The 15863-nt window shown below is 58.2% G+C and carries 18 protein-coding genes; 4 read left to right on the forward strand and 14 right to left on the reverse strand.

Annotation, left to right across the window (positions count from 1 at the left end; all coding sequences use genetic code 11):
- Nucleotides 1–172: 172 nt before the first annotated feature.
- The 6 genes from B2U07_RS12510 to B2U07_RS12535 all read right to left on the reverse strand — a co-directional run bounded on the left by B2U07_RS12510 (nt 173) and on the right by B2U07_RS12535 (nt 5075).
- Complete coding sequence (locus B2U07_RS12510; protein WP_003246746.1) at nt 173–616, reverse strand: DUF411 domain-containing protein; 444 nt, start codon at nt 614–616, stop codon at nt 173–175.
- On the reverse strand, nt 606–1448 hold the full coding sequence (locus tag B2U07_RS12515; RefSeq protein ID WP_003139525.1) for a c-type cytochrome: 843 nt from the start codon (nt 1446–1448) through the stop codon (nt 606–608). Before B2U07_RS12515 ends, B2U07_RS12510 begins: the two co-directional genes overlap by 11 nt.
- A gap of 9 nt (nt 1449–1457) precedes the next feature.
- Nucleotides 1458–2549, reverse strand: coding sequence for a copper resistance protein B (locus B2U07_RS12520; RefSeq protein WP_296277095.1), 1092 nt, complete (start codon nt 2547–2549; stop codon nt 1458–1460).
- Entirely contained in the window at nt 2539–2853 is a 315-nt protein-coding gene (locus B2U07_RS12525) for a hypothetical protein (protein ID WP_009686150.1), read from the reverse strand. The genes B2U07_RS12520 and B2U07_RS12525 overlap by 11 nt, the downstream gene beginning before the upstream one ends.
- Before the next feature lie 12 nt (nt 2854–2865).
- Complete coding sequence (locus B2U07_RS12530; protein WP_296277096.1) at nt 2866–4680, reverse strand: copper resistance system multicopper oxidase; 1815 nt, start codon at nt 4678–4680, stop codon at nt 2866–2868.
- Nucleotides 4681–4868: 188 nt separating this feature from the next.
- Nucleotides 4869–5075, reverse strand: a complete 207-nt coding sequence (locus tag B2U07_RS12535) for a co-regulatory protein PtrA N-terminal domain-containing protein (protein ID WP_003246751.1) — start codon at nt 5073–5075, stop codon at nt 4869–4871.
- A 283-nt stretch (nt 5076–5358) separates the two neighbouring features.
- On the opposite strand from B2U07_RS12535, the gene B2U07_RS12540 reads away from it, so the two are divergent.
- The 4 genes from B2U07_RS12540 to B2U07_RS12555 are packed head-to-tail and all read left to right on the forward strand — an operon-like array spanning nt 5359 to nt 7656.
- Complete coding sequence (locus B2U07_RS12540) at nt 5359–5619, forward strand: membrane protein (RefSeq protein ID WP_003246752.1); 261 nt, start codon at nt 5359–5361, stop codon at nt 5617–5619.
- A gap of 44 nt (nt 5620–5663) precedes the next feature.
- Nucleotides 5664–6500, forward strand: a complete 837-nt coding sequence (locus B2U07_RS12545) for a DUF692 domain-containing protein (protein WP_004374664.1) — start codon at nt 5664–5666, stop codon at nt 6498–6500.
- A complete protein-coding gene (locus B2U07_RS12550) occupies nt 6497–7291 on the forward strand; it encodes a DNA-binding domain-containing protein (RefSeq protein ID WP_161867430.1) in 795 nt (264 codons plus the stop codon). The genes B2U07_RS12545 and B2U07_RS12550 overlap by 4 nt, the downstream gene beginning before the upstream one ends.
- 50 nt (nt 7292–7341) lie before the next feature.
- Nucleotides 7342–7656: a hypothetical protein gene (locus B2U07_RS12555; RefSeq protein WP_296277097.1), complete on the forward strand. Its 315-nt coding sequence runs from the start codon at nt 7342–7344 to the stop codon at nt 7654–7656.
- 19 nt (nt 7657–7675) lie between these two features.
- Here B2U07_RS12555 and B2U07_RS12560 read toward each other — a convergent pair whose 3' ends face one another.
- From B2U07_RS12560 to B2U07_RS12595, 8 genes are all read right to left on the reverse strand, one after another.
- Nucleotides 7676–7876: a heavy-metal-associated domain-containing protein gene (locus tag B2U07_RS12560; RefSeq protein ID WP_003246756.1), complete on the reverse strand. Its 201-nt coding sequence runs from the start codon at nt 7874–7876 to the stop codon at nt 7676–7678.
- 97 nt (nt 7877–7973) lie between these two features.
- The gene (locus B2U07_RS12565) at nt 7974–9401 is read right to left on the reverse strand and encodes a UvrD-helicase domain-containing protein (RefSeq protein WP_033725463.1); all 1428 of its coding nucleotides are present in this window, start codon (nt 9399–9401) and stop codon (nt 7974–7976) included.
- Nucleotides 9391–11118 carry an ATP-dependent nuclease gene (locus B2U07_RS12570; protein ID WP_013715609.1) on the reverse strand — a complete coding sequence of 576 codons (1728 nt, stop codon included), beginning with the start codon at nt 11116–11118 and terminating at the stop codon, nt 9391–9393. Before B2U07_RS12570 ends, B2U07_RS12565 begins: the two co-directional genes overlap by 11 nt.
- Nucleotides 11119–11291: 173 nt before the next feature.
- Nucleotides 11292–13655, reverse strand: coding sequence for a heavy metal translocating P-type ATPase (locus tag B2U07_RS12575; protein ID WP_196475890.1), 2364 nt, complete (start codon nt 13653–13655; stop codon nt 11292–11294).
- A 5-nt stretch (nt 13656–13660) separates the two neighbouring features.
- Entirely contained in the window at nt 13661–13909 is a 249-nt protein-coding gene (locus B2U07_RS12580; protein ID WP_003246761.1) for a DUF2933 domain-containing protein, read from the reverse strand.
- A gap of 79 nt (nt 13910–13988) precedes the next feature.
- Nucleotides 13989–14522 carry a cupredoxin domain-containing protein gene (locus tag B2U07_RS12585; RefSeq protein WP_003246762.1) on the reverse strand — a complete coding sequence of 178 codons (534 nt, stop codon included), beginning with the start codon at nt 14520–14522 and terminating at the stop codon, nt 13989–13991.
- A 147-nt stretch (nt 14523–14669) separates the two neighbouring features.
- The gene (locus tag B2U07_RS12590; protein ID WP_003139550.1) at nt 14670–15227 is read right to left on the reverse strand and encodes a cupredoxin domain-containing protein; all 558 of its coding nucleotides are present in this window, start codon (nt 15225–15227) and stop codon (nt 14670–14672) included.
- Between the two features lie 166 nt (nt 15228–15393).
- Nucleotides 15394–15753, reverse strand: a complete 360-nt coding sequence (locus tag B2U07_RS12595; protein ID WP_296277098.1) for a co-regulatory protein PtrA N-terminal domain-containing protein — start codon at nt 15751–15753, stop codon at nt 15394–15396.
- Nucleotides 15754–15863 lie beyond the last annotated feature (110 nt).

Consider the following 15863-nt stretch of genomic DNA (forward strand, 5'->3'; position numbering starts at 1 on the left):
CAAGCGAGCGGGTTGATTGCCCTGCTCGCTCCTTGGTCCTGCTGTCCCCTCGTAGTGCTCCTTTGGTTTGGAGACAGCCCTTGGCGCCCTAGGGCGCCTTTTTTACTTAGGTTAAAGGACGTATGAAAATGAGTCGGCCACTACACACAAGCGGCCGTGCTGGCAGGCAGTACTACTGGGCGGGATATTCTGCAACGACCTGATCAGAACCCGTCTTGGTCAAGCCAATGACCTGGTAGGCATGCTGTACGCCATCGACTTCCATGCCGGGGGAGCCCGCCGGCATCCCGGGAACAGCGATGCCCAGCAGATCATCGCGCTTGGTGAGTTCGATGACCTGAGCCGCCGGCACATGACCTTCGACGAACTTGCCGTCAATCACCGCGGTGTGGCAAGACGCTAACCGTGGCGCGACGCCCAGTCTTTGCTTCACTGCTGTCATGTTGCTTTCAACATGGTCGACGACTTTGAAGCCATTCGCTTCGAGGTGTGAAATCCACTTCTTGCAACATCCGCAATTGGCATCACGATGGACATCAATCGTCAGGGCATCAGCTGCTTGAACCGCAGACGTGACGGAGAGAGCGGCCAGTAAGGCCAGATATTTAGCTTTCATGTACGTGCTCTTTGCCATCGGCGTGGGTGTGGGTCTTGGGCGAGGCGTTCGGAGCCTGCTCGGCGTGATGATCACCTCCGTTGGACGACGCCTCATCTCCAGCATGGTGGTCATCGCCACTCATATCCGAATGGTGACCTGCCTTAGGTGCGGAGCCACCCTCGCTATCCGTAGCCGCGGCATCGTGATGACCAGGCTCTCCAGCATCACCTGATCCATGATGGTCATCGCCACCGCCACTATTGTCATGATGGCCAGGCTTGTTGTCGCCGTGCTGTCCTTCATGGTTATGCATCTGCGTTTCCCCACCACCGTGCTGATGGCCGCCACTGGATGCGACGAGTGTTTGGTATTGCTTGGCATCCATCGTCGGCAGTTGGTTGAGGAAGGCAACCATGCCCCAGATGTACTCGTCTCCCATGCTCTTGCCCCACGCAGGCATACCCGTTGCCTTGATGCCATGCTTGATCACCCAGAACGCTGCTGACGGATTGCCATCGACACCGATCTTGGCGAGGTTGGGGGGCGCAGGATAAAGCGATTGGCTTAGCTCGGTCTCCGCCACACCTGGCGCCAAATGACAGCCGATACACATGGAGTTGTAGTTGCCCGCACCGGCGCGAATAAGAGCTTGATCATCCAGGTTGGGAACCTCGATGTCCCGCGAACGGACTTCGATAGAGCGGTCACGGGCCATCGTGAGAAACGCATGCACTGCAGGAAAATGGGGATCGTCGGCCCCCACGTTGACCACGCCAAAGTAGGCGCCGGCCAGGACAGCTGTGCTACCCACCACGCCGGCCGCCACCAAAGTTTTAATTGTTCTTTTCATGTCAGGTTCTCAAAACCACATCCGGATACCGGCGACAAAACGCGCCTCGTCTACATCACCGCCATCGTCGCGCACCATGTCTGCCGTGTTGCCATAGGAGCGGCTCCAGGAAACCCCGATATAGGGGGCAAACTGCCTGACAATCTCGTAACGCAGACGCAAGCCGAGCTCGGTATTTGCCAACCCAGACCCCACACCTCGCTCAGGATCGTTCTTGCCGTAGAAGTTCATTTCGGCAGTTGGCTGGAGAATCAGCCGGTTGGTCAGCAGAATGTCGTACTCGCCCTCCAGTCGGGCAGCAGTTTGGCCATTCTCGCCGACGAAGGCCGTGGCTTCGGCCTCAAAGGCGTAAAGCGCCATGCCCTGGATACCGAAGGCGGCCCAAGTCTGCGGCGACTCCGGTTTGAAGTCCTGGCGAACGCCCGCGACGACATCCCACCAAGGGCCGATCGAGCGGCCGTACAGCAGCTGTAATTCAGCATCCTCGGTCACGCCGTTGGTACGCTCGCCTTCGGAGCGGAACCAGACCCGGTTGATATCACCGCCTACCCAGCCCGACGCATCCCAGGCCAGGGTGCTGCCCTCATCTGCGTCCTGGTATTCGAGCTGATCGAGCAGGAAAAAACTGTTGATGGCGCTGTCGTGAACCTTGTGGCCAGGTAATGGCGGGAAAGCCGCTTGGCGATCAGCATCCGTCAGAACGGGAATCGGCGTACGGCTGGTGGTTCTCGGGGCTTCAGCGGAGCCATGGTTCATCTTTGAATGATCCATGCCCTCCATCTGTCCTTGCATGGCGCCATGCCCCATCTTGCTGTGATCCATAGCCTGGGCCTTCTCTTGGCTCTGGCCGTGGCCCATCTGGCTATGATCCATGCTGCCCGAAGCACCCTGCATGGCACCATGGTCCATCTTGCTGTGATCCATGCCCTCCATCGGCGCTTTGGTAGCGCCGTGGCTCATCTGGCTATGGTCCATCGACATGGTGCCGTGCCCCATTGCCGAATGATCCATTTCTTCCGCAGCCAAAGTAACGCCGCCGCTGAACGCACTCAGCGACACAGCCAGCGCCAAGAGAGATGGACGTGAAAACCTAGTGGTCATGGTTCGAACCTGCTTCGGCTTCGGTGCCGCCATGCTTATCCATCATGTTTTCGTGATTCATGCCGTCATGCTTCATGTCTCCGTGATCCATGGCGCCATGATCCATATGCTGGCCAGCCGCCTTATCCTTCGACTGATCTGCGTGATTGCCACTGGCGGTCTTGGGCACAGCCGACTCGGCAGCATGTTGTTCGTGCTCACTGTGCCCCTCACCTGCCAACGAAACCGGTGCGTGCAGGGCAGCCAATAGGCTGAACATGACTGCGCTGCCAGCCAGGGCATTTCGCTTCATAAAAGTGCTCATCAGAAATCTCCTTTACTCATCCACACGAACTTCACGGAACATGCCCATTTCCATGTGGAGCAACAGGTGGCAGTGATAGGCCCAACGACCCAACGCATCGGCGGTCACCCGATAGCTGCGCTTGGAACCTGGCGGCATGTCGATGGTGTGTTTACGCACCAGGAAATTGCCGTTCGCATCCTCCAGATCACTCCACATGCCATGAAGATGGATCGGGTGAGTCATCATGGTGTCGTTGACCAGCGTGATGCGAACACGCTCGCCGTACTTGAGGCGCAGAGGCTCGGCGTCAGAGAACTTGATTCCATCGAAGGACCAGGAGAATTTCTCCATATGCCCGGTGAGGTGCAGCTCGATGGTGCGACTTGGCTCACGCCCGTCCGGATCAGGGAAGGTGCTGCGCAGGTCAGAGTACGTGAGGACGCGTCGGCCGTTGTCTCGCAAACCAATACCTGGGTCGTCCAACTTATGCGTTGGTGTCATGGTTTGCATATCGACCAGCGGGTTGTTGGTCTCTGAGGCTGGGTGTGCCTGCATGGCACCTGCCATGCCTGCCATGCCTGCCATGCCCGAATGATCCATTCCCGCCATCTGGCTGTGATCCATGCCGGCCATGCCACCCTGCATGCTCCCATGATCCATGCCCGACATACTGCCGTGATCCATCCCGGCCATGCTCCCATGATCCATGCCGCCCATGCTGCCGTGGTCCATGCCCATGTCACCCATGGCAATCAGTGGGCGCGGGTCAGGGCTTGGTACCGGTGCACTCAACCCTTCCTGTACCGCAAGGGTGCCGCGCGCATAGCCAGTGCGGTCCATGGATTGGGCAAACACGGTATAGGCCTGTTCGCTGTCTGGTTCGATGATCACGTCGTAGGTCTCGGCCACGGCGATACGGAACTCGTCGACGCTGACCGGTTTGACGTGCAGACCATCGGCCGCAACCACAGTCATCTTCAGGCCTGGGATGCGCACATCGAAATAGGTCATCGCCGAGGCGTTGATGAAGCGCAGGCGGATCTTTTCGCCCGGTTTGAATATGCCGGTCCAGTTGCCATCAGGTGCCTGGCCATTCATCAGGTAGGTGTAGGTGTAGCCACTGACGTCAGCGAGATCCGTCGGGCTCATCTTCATCTCGGCCCACATCTTGCGATCGGCTACCGCAGCGGACCACCCCATCTCGCTCACGTCATTGATGAAATCACCAACGGTGCGCTTGTGGTAGTTGTAGTAGTCCGACTGCTTTTTGAGCTTGGCCAGTACCCGCGCTGGATTTTCATCGGTCCAGTCGCTCAGCAGCACGACATAATCACGGTCGTAACTGAAGGGCTCGGGTTCCTTGGCGTCGATGACCAGCGCGCCGTATACGCCGACTTGCTCCTGGAGCCCCGAGTGGCTGTGATACCAGTAGGTGCCGTTCTGGTTGACCTTGAACTTGTACTCATACATGCCGTCGGGGGCGATGCCATGGAAGCTCAGGCCCGGAACGCCATCCATGTTCGCCGGCAGGATAATGCCGTGCCAGTGAATGGACGTGTCCTCCTTGAGGCGGTTGCGTACGCGCAACGTCACGGTCTCGCCCTCCCGCCAGCGCAGGATTGGGCCTGGCAGCGAGCCATTGATCGTCATGGCGGTACGCGCTGCGCCGGTGATGTTTACCGGAGTCTCTCCGATAAACAGGTCGAAATCGTTACCGCTCAGCACGTTCGGCTGACCTGGGCTGGTTACCGCCCAGACCGGCGTGCGCCACATGCCCATGCCGCCGAGAATACCGGCGGCGGCGAGGCCTTTGACGAAAGTACGTCTTGTGGTTTTGCTTTGCATGCCGTTATGTCCAATCCGTCAGATGAGCCGGTGATGTGCATCCGGTCTCGGGTTCATTGACTGCTCCAGTATTGGGAGATTTGATCTTCAAGCCTTGCGTGCTGCGCAAGTCCCCCCGACACCAAGCAGTATAAAACTGCCATATCTCAACCATCCGGGTGATTACATTTCTGTAAGGTTGAAGGGGCTCAGCAGTTGGCGTGTTCCGCCTGTTTGGCTTGGCTGCCGGCGACGGGAGCTCCATCCTTCTGCTGCTTGGCCAGCTGATACGCTTCCAGCGAGACCTGACGGGCCTGCTCCATGCGTGCAAACGTGCGATCGGCACCGCCTTCGGCCATCGCCAGAGTGGAAGCACTCAGGGCAGCAACTACAAACAGGGTTTTGATCGATTTCATTTCGTGAATCCTCGTAAGTTTAGAAGCCCCCGTAACTAGTGGGGGCGAGCCTTAAGCTCGCTGTTACGTTAACCACGAAGCCCTGTCAGCAACCTGATCTGAACATTACAGTTCTGTCAGGTTGCTATTTCTTTCTTGTAGGCCCTCCTGAAGGCTCGGTACTGTCTTCTTGCCCGAGAAGCCTTGCGGATTCCATGGGCCTGCTCGGCAGCAATGCCTGAGCTAACTCGCTCATTCGCACCGACGGATCGCGACCATCAAACAATCAAGAGAAATAGCCACTATGTCGAACAAATCCAACGTAGCTACCGGTGCCGCCCTGGCTCTGGTAGCCGCCAGCCTGTTCTCCACCCTGCCCGTCCAGGCGGCCCAGGACACCAAAGCAGCAGAAGTGAAATGCTTCGGGGTCAATGGTTGCAAAGGGCAGAACGACTGCATGACCGCGAAAAACGACTGCAAAGGCCAAGGCGAATGCAAAGGCCAGGGGTTCAAGTTGATGACCCAGGCCAAATGTGACGAAGCCGGTGGCAAAACCAGCGAATAAGGCGGTTCAGGGGAGTGCATGCCACTCCCCTGCTGGAGTCTCGAATGAGTAAGCGCAAAACTCTGGGTTTCGGTCTTGGCCTTCGCAACGAGTATTACCGGCAGATCCTGGAGGAACGGCCTGCGGTCGACTGGTTCGAGATCATTTCCGAGAATTACCTGGTGGAGGGCGGCAAGGCTCTCTACTTCCTTGATGCGATCGGCGAGCACTACCCCCTGGTGATGCACGGAGTATCTCTTTCGATTGGCGGCTCACATGCCTTGGACATAGACTACCTACGACAGCTCAAGCAGCTGGCGGATCGGGTGCAGCCTCAGTGGGTGTCTGATCACCTGTGCTGGAGTCGAGGCAACGCCCATCAACTTCACGATCTGCTACCGCTGCCGTTTACCCAGGAGAGCCTGCTGCATGTCGCGGCCCGGGTGCGCTTGGTGCAGGATGTTTTGGAACGTCCCATCGTGCTGGAGAACGTTTCCTCCTACGTGCAGTGGACAACATCCAGCATGAGCGAGTCTCAGTTCCTCTCGGAGCTCAGTTACCTGACCGGGTGCGAGCTGCTTCTCGACGTGAACAACGTCTACGTCAGTTCGCGCAACCAGGGTTTCGACCCTTGGCAGTTCATCATGGAATTGCCGCACGAGCGGATTCGGCAAATTCACCTGGCCGGGCACAGCGATTACGGGCAGTACCTCATCGACACCCATGACCAGCCCATCGCTGATCCGGTTTGGTCTCTCTACAGCAAGACTTTGAGCTACTTGGGCCCGACATCGACCTTGATCGAGCGGGATGACCAGTTTCCGCCGCTGGAAGAGCTGTTGTCCGAATTAGCACATGCCCGTGCTATCGCCAAATCTGTGATATCGGGGGCCACCCCTTGAGCCTGATCGCCCTACAGACTGCATTTGAAACTTACCTGACAGGTGACAGTGCCCTGCCCTCCAACAAGCTTTTGGAGCAGATCCGAGGTAGCACAGCGCTGAGTGCTCTCGAAGGCCTGCAGATCTACCACAACGCTTACCGTTCGCGCCTGCTTGCGGTCTTGCGAGAAGACTTCCCTGCCCTGCTTCACTGGATCGGCAACGAATCATTCGAGCAGCTCGCACTGGCCTACTTGGCCGCCTGGCCACCACGACATTTCAGCATTCGCTGGCTGGGCGAGAAGCTGCCCGAGTTCATTAGCAGCTACGTCGAAGAACCCCAACTATCGCCGATGCGCGAACTCGCGGAACTGGAATGGGCCTTTACACTGGCCTTCGACGCTCAGGATGTCGAAGCGCTTTCGCTGGAGACCATGAGTGATTTTTCGGCTGAAGACTGGATTTCACTCAGGGTTTCCCTGACTGCATCTGCCCGGTGGTTGCAGCTGCAGTACAACACGCTGGAGTTGTGGAAAGCCGCCAAGTCCGGCAGCTTGCTGCCTGATGTTACCCGCCTGCCAACGAACCTAGCCTGTCTTGTTTGGCGTCATGAACTCGTCTGCCAGTACCGGAGCCTGGAGCCAGCGGAGGCTTCGGCATTGCAGTTTCTCATCGAGGGCGGATCGTTCGCTGAACTCTGCGAGTCGTTGAGCGCCACGCATGGCGAGCAAGCTCCCTTGCAAGCCGCGACCTGGTTGAAGTTGTGGGTCAACGACGGTTTGCTAAAGCGCGGCCAGCTATTACACGAATGACCCGGAACCTTTGGGCTAGCGCTCTCTCTTTGGCCACTCCGAGCGCTTCTATGACTCACCACATCATGCATTTCAAACAGCAAGCCTTGCTTGACCCGGAGACCTATCAGGCAATGCTGGCCGACGGCGTTGGTCACTGGGAGCGGCTTGCAGGAGAAGTCGTCGGCATAGAAGACGAAAAAAGCTACGAGTTCGCTGCATTGAAAAGCCTGTTCAAGCGCAAGCGGTACTCCTATGACACGCTGGAAATGCGCGAGCCAGGCGATCACTCAAACTGGCTTCGCGGCCGAGATGGTTCAGAAGGTATGACCAACGAGGTCACCAGTATCCCAGGGCTAAAAGAGCTCTCAGAACTGGAGATTTAGTGGGATAGCAGGTCAGCGCTCAAGCGCTGACCTGGGCCGAATAGCCAAGCTCCTGGATGAGTTCGCGGATCGATTCGGCACTTTCTGTGCTCTCAACGGTGACCTTGCCGGCCGCTCGATCCACTTCTACTCGTGCATCCTGATCCAGAGCTTGAATGGCCTTCGTGATTTTGCTCACGCAACTGCCACAGCCCATCCCCGCAACACTCAGACTAAACATGTCTTTCACCTCATTTCGTCCGCGGCTCAAGTTACCGCACAGACAGTATCGACCTTGACACGATGGCAAGGTCAAGCCCGTAAGCGCTACAAAAGGATCAGCCGTTTACCACGGGCGTAAGGATGGGGGTTGGTGAACACACCACGACATGCCTTGCGCCCCTCGTCAGTGCGACGTATAGATTCTGGGGGGTCATAAGCTCAGGATGCAGGACAACCGAGACATCCGCCTCCAGCCCCTTGAGAAGTAATGTGCTGCCTACAGAGCGTCTTGCGATCGGTCGGGCAAGGTGTCTATTGCGCTCTCGCGCTTGAATGGCTGCACTCAGAAAGTCGGCAGCACCTCCCACCACCGCTTGCATTGCAGACCGGCAGCAGTACAGAACCTCCGGTCGGTATACACGTGCCCCGTGCTGCTCAGCGAGCGTATCGATCACACGGAGCGCTTGCCCCAATGTTGGCGCTGCTACGAAATCGATCGCCGCAGCCTCGGCCGCGGTCGGAGGCGTTCGGGCCCTTCCTGCACGCAGCGACTCCACGCGCGTTCGCAGGTTTGCTGCACCTACGCCCGTCATTACGCTGGAAGCAAACTCCACAAGTTGTGCCAGAGCATTGGCACCCTGCAAGTCAAAGTTCCTGGCGAAGTTGACGAGATCTCTCAGGTCGACGGCTTCTACGGCCATGGCACCGGGTGTCTGGCTCGTGAGCTGATGGCGACCTTGCACGTTGATGGAGTCCCCGATGATGAGGACGCTACCCTGAGCGTTGGGAGCTTCGGTTCTCGCGGCCACCAGTCGCTGCTGAACTTCGGTTCCGGCGTTTAGCTGCACCCAACGCACTTCTGCTGGAGCCGTGCGCAGATCCACCGGCTGACCAGCTTGAAGTTGTTGCCTTATGGCGAGCAGCCACTGCCCGAGGTTCTCAGCTCCAGCCAGCCGCCAGCGCCACGGTATCCTCAACTCTCCCGCTGCGGGAAACAGGGGTTGCACCTCATTCGCCCAATGCACCAGTCGATTGCCACGGAAGCTGAATATGGCTTGCATCGGGTCACCGAGCACGCAGGTCGGAAGCACCTGGGCCAAACCAGACACGATGGCGTGCTGGACGACGTTGCAGTCTTGGTACTCGTCGACAAGCAACCGTGCATAGGTGGCGCGAAGGGGCTGAGCGAGGTGACCGGCCTGCAACAACTGCATGGCGGCCTCCCGAATTGCCGGGTAGTCAGTATTGGGTTGATGCAGCTGTAGGATCTGCGGGTTATGGCCGCTTCGCGCTGGGAACTTAGCGATCAGGCGCATCGAGAATCCGTCAATGGTGGAGACTCGATATGCGGAGTTAGGAACACCGGCTCGTCTCAGGCGCGCCCGTAAGGCCGCAACGCCGGCGTTCGTATGTGTCAAGACGAGGATGGGTTTGCTCTGCGTATGCGCGATGAGCGTCTCGGCAATCAATTGCGTTTTTCCACAACCTGCGGGGGCCGTTATGGAGCCACGCTCGATAGCGAAAAGATCAATCTCAGGGGGCACTTGTAAACGTCCAGAGCTGATTCGTGACTGCCATGAAGCCCGGTTCGGCGTTCTGTAAAGACGGACCGACGATGTCCCTTGCAACCTCCTGATAGGTTGTCAGCGACTTGAACCAGCCGCTGTTGCGGATACGGGATGCGGTTCCCAGCAGCTCTCGTCTCTCAGGTGAGTACCCATCCACGAGTCGCTTGGCTCGGATATCGTTCAGCGTCACGCGGCCTTGGGACTTCGTCTGAATGTGTGCGTTCATCAGCTCTGCACCCACTATTGTTTCGGCTTTCGCCAGAAGTGCATCGAGTGCTTGCTCACTGAGATGGCGGAAGATCTCGTCCTCCAACGTGAGGCCTGGTCGCCATGTAAGAATTTGCCCGCCGGCGGCCAAGAATGCTTCAGCGAGCCCCGCGGTCGAAGGCTTGTCGGCATCTACAAAAACCATCACGCGGTAACCCAAGTTCAGAAGTGCTGTTCCCCGGATAAGACTGTTATCGGGGCTTCCCCCGCCGGCGTCCACATACGCGCCGCCATGGGCCAGGAATGAGGTAGCGCCAAGACTGACCCACCATTGGTCAAGGCCACGCGCGAAGCCAACCTCGCTGGCCCCCTCGCAAACGATGATGGATTTGGCGAGGAATGCTTCGGGGTCCTTCCGAAGGGTACTTTGTACCTCGTTGGCTTCCCCAGCTGGCATAACACTGTGGCGCTGAGGTGCTGACCGAACAACGAATAACTGGCTGCCGGACAGCTCGCGCAGCGCGACCGGCGAGTGCGTCGTCATGAACACTTGCAACGGAGCGGCAGCGTCCTTTGCACCCAGCGAGTCCAGGAATCGCATGAGCCGATGAGGTTCAAGCCCGTATTCCACCTCATCAACCAGGGCAATTGGCGCGGCGCTGGCCGCAGCCCTTTGAAGCCCTGCCACTAGCAAGCGTGACGAGCCCGTGCCAAGGGAGCGCAGCGGAATACCTGTTTCACTGTGCAGCGCGATCGCCCCCTCGCCAATCGACACAGAATGTGCGTCAAGGAGCGCCTGAGGCATAGCCCCGACCGAAACGCCAAGATGCTGTGCTGTGCGTTGCACGACCTCAAGCGTCTGGGTCAGATGTTCGGCTGCTTGATTGCCAAAGTTCGCTCTTGCTTGCCTAGCGGCGCGCGCCAGTTCAGCACCAAGCTCGGCGCGCTCATCGGTAAGTCGATTGAGCACTGAGCCACGACTCCACGACAAGTTCGAACTCGCAAAGCTGCCGATACGGGCGGGTGCTAGTGCCGCTCGTTCCTTCCAGGGAAGAGTGCGTTCGAGTTGCTGCTGCTCCGCACGCTCAGAAAAAAGTGTCCAGGTAGGTTCCAAATCGGCACCAACTTGCAGGAGCAAGGTGATGACGGTCTCCAGCCCCGCTCGCGGTTCGTCTTCGACTTCTCCCGTTCCTGGATTGAATCCACGCAAGAACTCGCCGTAAACATCGATATCCATCAGCGATACCGGCAAATCGCCAAGCGTCACACTGATGGTGATGGGTGTTTCGACGTTCAGAGCGAAGAAGTCCATGTCGCCGAACGTGCCGCCCCGGCGGGCACCGACGCAAAGGTCAATCGCATCTAGAATGCTGGACTTTCCACTATCGCCAGGACCTATGAGGCAGTTAATTCCTGGGGCCGGCACCCAGTCGAGCGCCTGGATAGATCGGAAGTTGCTGATAATCAGTCTGCGAATGCGGGCCACGGAGAGTCCTCATGGGTTAACGACGACCAGTCTCCTACCCGCAGCGGCAACAGTCCATCGAACGTCACCTCGTCACTATGTGTTGCGACAGATAGGTCGGACCGGAAACTACCGTACGGCATTTTCCGGTCAGATGCGCTTCTGAATAATCACCTGGTCGGTGGTATGGAAGCCTATCCGATGTCCGTTGATTTCAACCTCAGAGCATTGAAGACCACCGACGCCGAGCTGACACTCATCGCCAGCGCAGCAATCAAGGGCGACAGAAGATGCCCCGTCAGCGGGTACAGCAGCCCCGCTGCTAGCGGGATTCCCATCGCGTTGTAGAGGAACGCAAAGGCGAGGTTCTGCCTCATGTTTTTCACGGTTGCCACTGACAGGGTGCGCGCTCGCAGGATGCCCATCAGATCTCCCTTGACCAGCGTCACTTGGGCGCTGTTCATCGCCACATCGGTACCGGTGCCCATGGCGATACCTACGTCAGACCTGGCCAGGGCGGGCGCATCGTTGATGCCGTCACCCGCCATGGCGACACGACGGCCATAGCCCTGCAAATCGGCGACCAGTTTCTCCTTATCCTGCGGTTTGACCTCACCATGCACTTCCTCGATTCCGAGCTGCTTCGCCACGGCTCTTGCTGTGGTGAGGCCATCACCAGTGGCCATGATGACCTTTACGTCTTCGCTTTGAAGCTTGGAGACAGCCTGTTGAGAAGTAGGCTTGATCGGATCGGAAACGGCCAGGAGTCCCGCCAGGCGACCATCAACGGCCAAATAGATGATGCTGATGCCTTCCAGACGCAGTTGCTCGGCGCGATTGCGCAGCGGGGTAATATCGACGCCCGCCTCGTCCATCAGTGCGGTGTTGCCGAGCTGCAGCTGATGGTCATCGACCTGGCCGCGCACACCAATACCCGAGCCAGATTCGAAAGTGTCCGGTTTGACCAGTGCAATGCCCTGACCGCGCGCATGATCGACGATGGCATGAGCCAGCGGGTGCTCACTACCCTGGTCGAGACTAGCAGCCAGGCGCAGCACTTCATTGGAGTCGTAACCGCCTGTCCCTTCCGCACTATGAAATACGGGACGCCCCTCAGTCAGGGTTCCAGTCTTGTCGACGATGAGCGTGTCGATCTTGCATAGATTTTCGATGGCGCTGGCATCGCGGAACAACACACCGCTGCTAGCGGCCTTGCCAGTCGCAACCATGACGGACATCGGGGTTGCCAGACCCAGAGCGCAGGGACACGCAATGATTAGCACCGCCACCGCATTGATCAGGCCAAATACCCAGCCTGATTCCGGCCCTAATAGCCCCCAGCCGAAGAAGGTCAGAATCGCGATCAGGATCACCCCGACCACGAAATACCCTGCCACCGCATCAGCCATACGCTGCATGGGGGCCTTGGAACGTTGGGCTCTGGCCACCATCTGAACGATCTGCGACAGCATGGTCTCGGCACCGACCTTCTGCGCCTCCATCACCAGGCTGCCGTGGGTGTTCAGGGTGGCACCGATAAGGGCATCCCCTACCCGCTTGGTCACGGGTAACGGTTCTCCGGTAAGCATCGACTCGTCGACGGCGCTCTCGCCCTCCAGCACGGTGCCATCCACCGGGACTTTTTCGCCCGGCCGGACACGCAAGTGGTCACCCTGATGGACGTGGGTCAGCGGAATATCTTCTTCCTGGCCGTCAGGCCTGATGCGCCGGGCAGTCTTGGGGGCCAATCCCAGCAGTGACTTAATGGCGGCAGAGGTCTGCGAGCGGGCTTTGAGTTCGAGCATCTGGCCCAACAGCGTGAGCGAGATGATCACCGCGGCGGCCTCGAAGTAGACGCCGATGCGTCCATCCTGAACGAAGGCCGCCGGGAACCACTGCGGCACCAGGGTGGCTGCCACGCTGTAGAGGTAGGCGGCTGCAGTTCCTAATCCGATCAGGGTCCACATGTTGGGGCTGCGGTGGCGGATGGAGTCAATGCCGCGGGTGAAGAATACCCAGCCACCCCATAGCGTCACGGGCGTCGCCAGAGCCAGCTCGACCCAGTTCTGGGTCGTGCCATGAAACAGTTGCAAGGAATGGCCGGCCATCGCCAATACGGTCACGATGACGGTCAACGGTAGGGTCCACCAGAACCGCAGCGAGAAGTCCTTCAGCTCTGGATTTTCCTCCTCTTCCAGCTCCGGGATGACAGGTTCCAGCGTCATCCCGCAGATCGGGCAGTTTCCGGGAGCCGGTTGACGGATTTCTGGATGCATCGGGCAGGTGTATTCAGCACCTACAGGTGTCGATGTGGGTGCTGGAGTCGCGTGCTGGTGATGCTCCCCATGAGACTGATGGCTCATGTACTGATGAGGATCTGCTTGGAATTTCTCTAGGCACTTCGCACTGCAGAAATGATAGGCCTTCCCTTCAAAGCTCTCGCGATAAGGGCCATCAGGTTTGACCTCCATGCCACACACCGGGTCGCGCTGGCTCTCGGAGTGGGCGTGCGAGTTATGTGAATGATCCTGGTCATGATGGCAGGAGGTCTTTTGCATGCGATCTATGTCCTTTCTTCGTCCTTGGAAACAGCGGTGCTGCTGGAGTGGGAGTGCCCGCCGTGATTGTGGCCAAACAGATGCATCAGCGGGCATAGCAGCAGGATGAGGTACGGCAGGGCCTGCGAAAGATGACCGTAATGCTCACGCGCTACATAGAAGATGCCGATTACGGCCAGCATGATCAGCGCAATGCCAATCTTGCTCTTCCAAAAAGGCGGCTCAGTGGTACTGGTGTGATGGGTATGGTCCACGACAATAGCCTCGTTTCAATGGCGGCCGGATCAGTATAGGTGTCTCAGACTGGACGGAGTTGGCGAGTATCAATAAACGTCAGCGTACGGTCACCTTACCGACCATTCCCGACTGATAATGTCCTGGAATATTGCAGGCGAACTCCAGTTCGGTGGCGGCGGAGAAGGTCCAGATCAACTCTTCGCGTGCTCCAGGTTCGACAAGAACACTGTTGGGGTCATCGTGTTCCATACCGACCATCTTCATGCCGCCCATGGCATGGCCCATATTGCTCATGTCATGTGCACCTGTAGGGGACAGCGTGCCGTTCTGAAACATCGCGGCCATCTCTTTCTGGTGCGCGGCATGGGATGCCGCTTTGCCAAGATTGAATTCGTGTAGCAGTGCACCGTCATTTTTCAGGACGAAGCGAACTGTCTCGCCTGCTTTGATCTCCATTGCTTTGGGTTCGAAGAAGATGTCCCCCATCCGGACTTCGATGGTGCGATCTACTGCCTGACCGTCTCCCGGTTGCCCAATACTGTCTTTCTTGTGGCCCGGGCTGGCCAGCGCATTGGCAGCACTGAGCAGCAAGCCAAGGGTGGTGATTATGAAAGCGGGTCTGAGTTTCATGGTGTGCCTCTGAGGTGTTGAGGAGGGATGAGTCCCGATGCTAATGAGGTGCAGCTGGCGGTACGCTGACGTGAAAACTACATCGCAGTAAGGTTCGTCAGATCGGTGCTACCCAGCTCGCGGCCAACGGGTAGCACCGATGCCGGACTAACGCAGAGCAAACTCACCGACCATCCCCGCCTGGTAATGCCCAGGCAATGTACAGGCGAAGCTCAAACTGCCCGCCTTAGGGAAGGTCCACACGAACTCTTTGGTTGTGCCGGGCTCGACGAGAACCGCGTTCGGGTCGTCATGCTTGGCTTTGATGACTTCCGGATAGCCTGGAGGGTTGGAGTCTCCCATGCCATAACGCTCATGCCAGACAATGCGCTCGGCCATGCCGGTCGGGGTCAGTGTGCCGTCCTTGAACAAGGACGCCATCTTGCGCTGGTGCTCCAGCTGGGACGCTGCCTGCCCGATGTTGAACTCGTGCATCAACGCGCCCTCGTTCTTCAGAACGAAGCGCACGGTTTCACCTGGCTTCACATCGATCGTTTTCTGGCTGTAGTTGATGTCGTCCATCTTTACCAAGATGGTACGAGTCGCTGGCGTCGCCTGGGCCTGCTGCCCAATGCCATTGCTACTGCCGCCGACCTCGGCAAATGCCGGAAAGGTGGTGCTGATGAACAGAGTGCTGATCAGCAGTTTAAGGGGTAAGCGTTTCATGGTGAGACCTCGAGATGGGTGCTGGAAATCTCATGCTATTCCCCGCTTGCTGCCAGGCCGCTGACCCCAAAACTACAATTGCGTCAGCTGGGAAAAAGCACGGCGCCATAAAGGCGCCGCTAGGCCAAAGGAGCAATCACGGAAGGCCTGGAAGATGGGAAAATCCTTATCGATGGCACTCTTTGTCGGCCATCATTAGCTTGTGCTCGCGGAGCATTTGAGCCAGCACGTCGTCTACCAGCTTGTCATGCTTTTCCATCCAGGCCAGATGCTCTTCGGCAGACATGTTTGGCGCGGGATGTTCGTTGTGCAGCTGGCTCATGATGTCTTCGAGCATGTTCATATGCTCCTTCATGTGCACATGCCGCTCGCCGACCGGGGCCTTCTCCGCCTGGATCAGCACGGCTTCTGCTTTGTCGCGCATCTGCTGGATGCGCTCGAATACACGGTCGCTGCCCCCTTCGGCCCAAGCCATGGAAGACAGCAGTAGCGAACCAACCAGAAGCAAAGGTTTCAGCGATTTCATGGGCAGTCTCCATCAGTGCAAACTATGGCCGGCACCTCTGCTTTTGGTCTGTCGAGGGCCGAGAGCACAACCTAGTACTCATGCTTGCACCCTAGACAAGCCACCCTGTC

Source organism: Pseudomonas sp. UBA7530 (assembly GCF_002479365.1).
Classification (GTDB): domain Bacteria; phylum Pseudomonadota; class Gammaproteobacteria; order Pseudomonadales; family Pseudomonadaceae; genus Aquipseudomonas.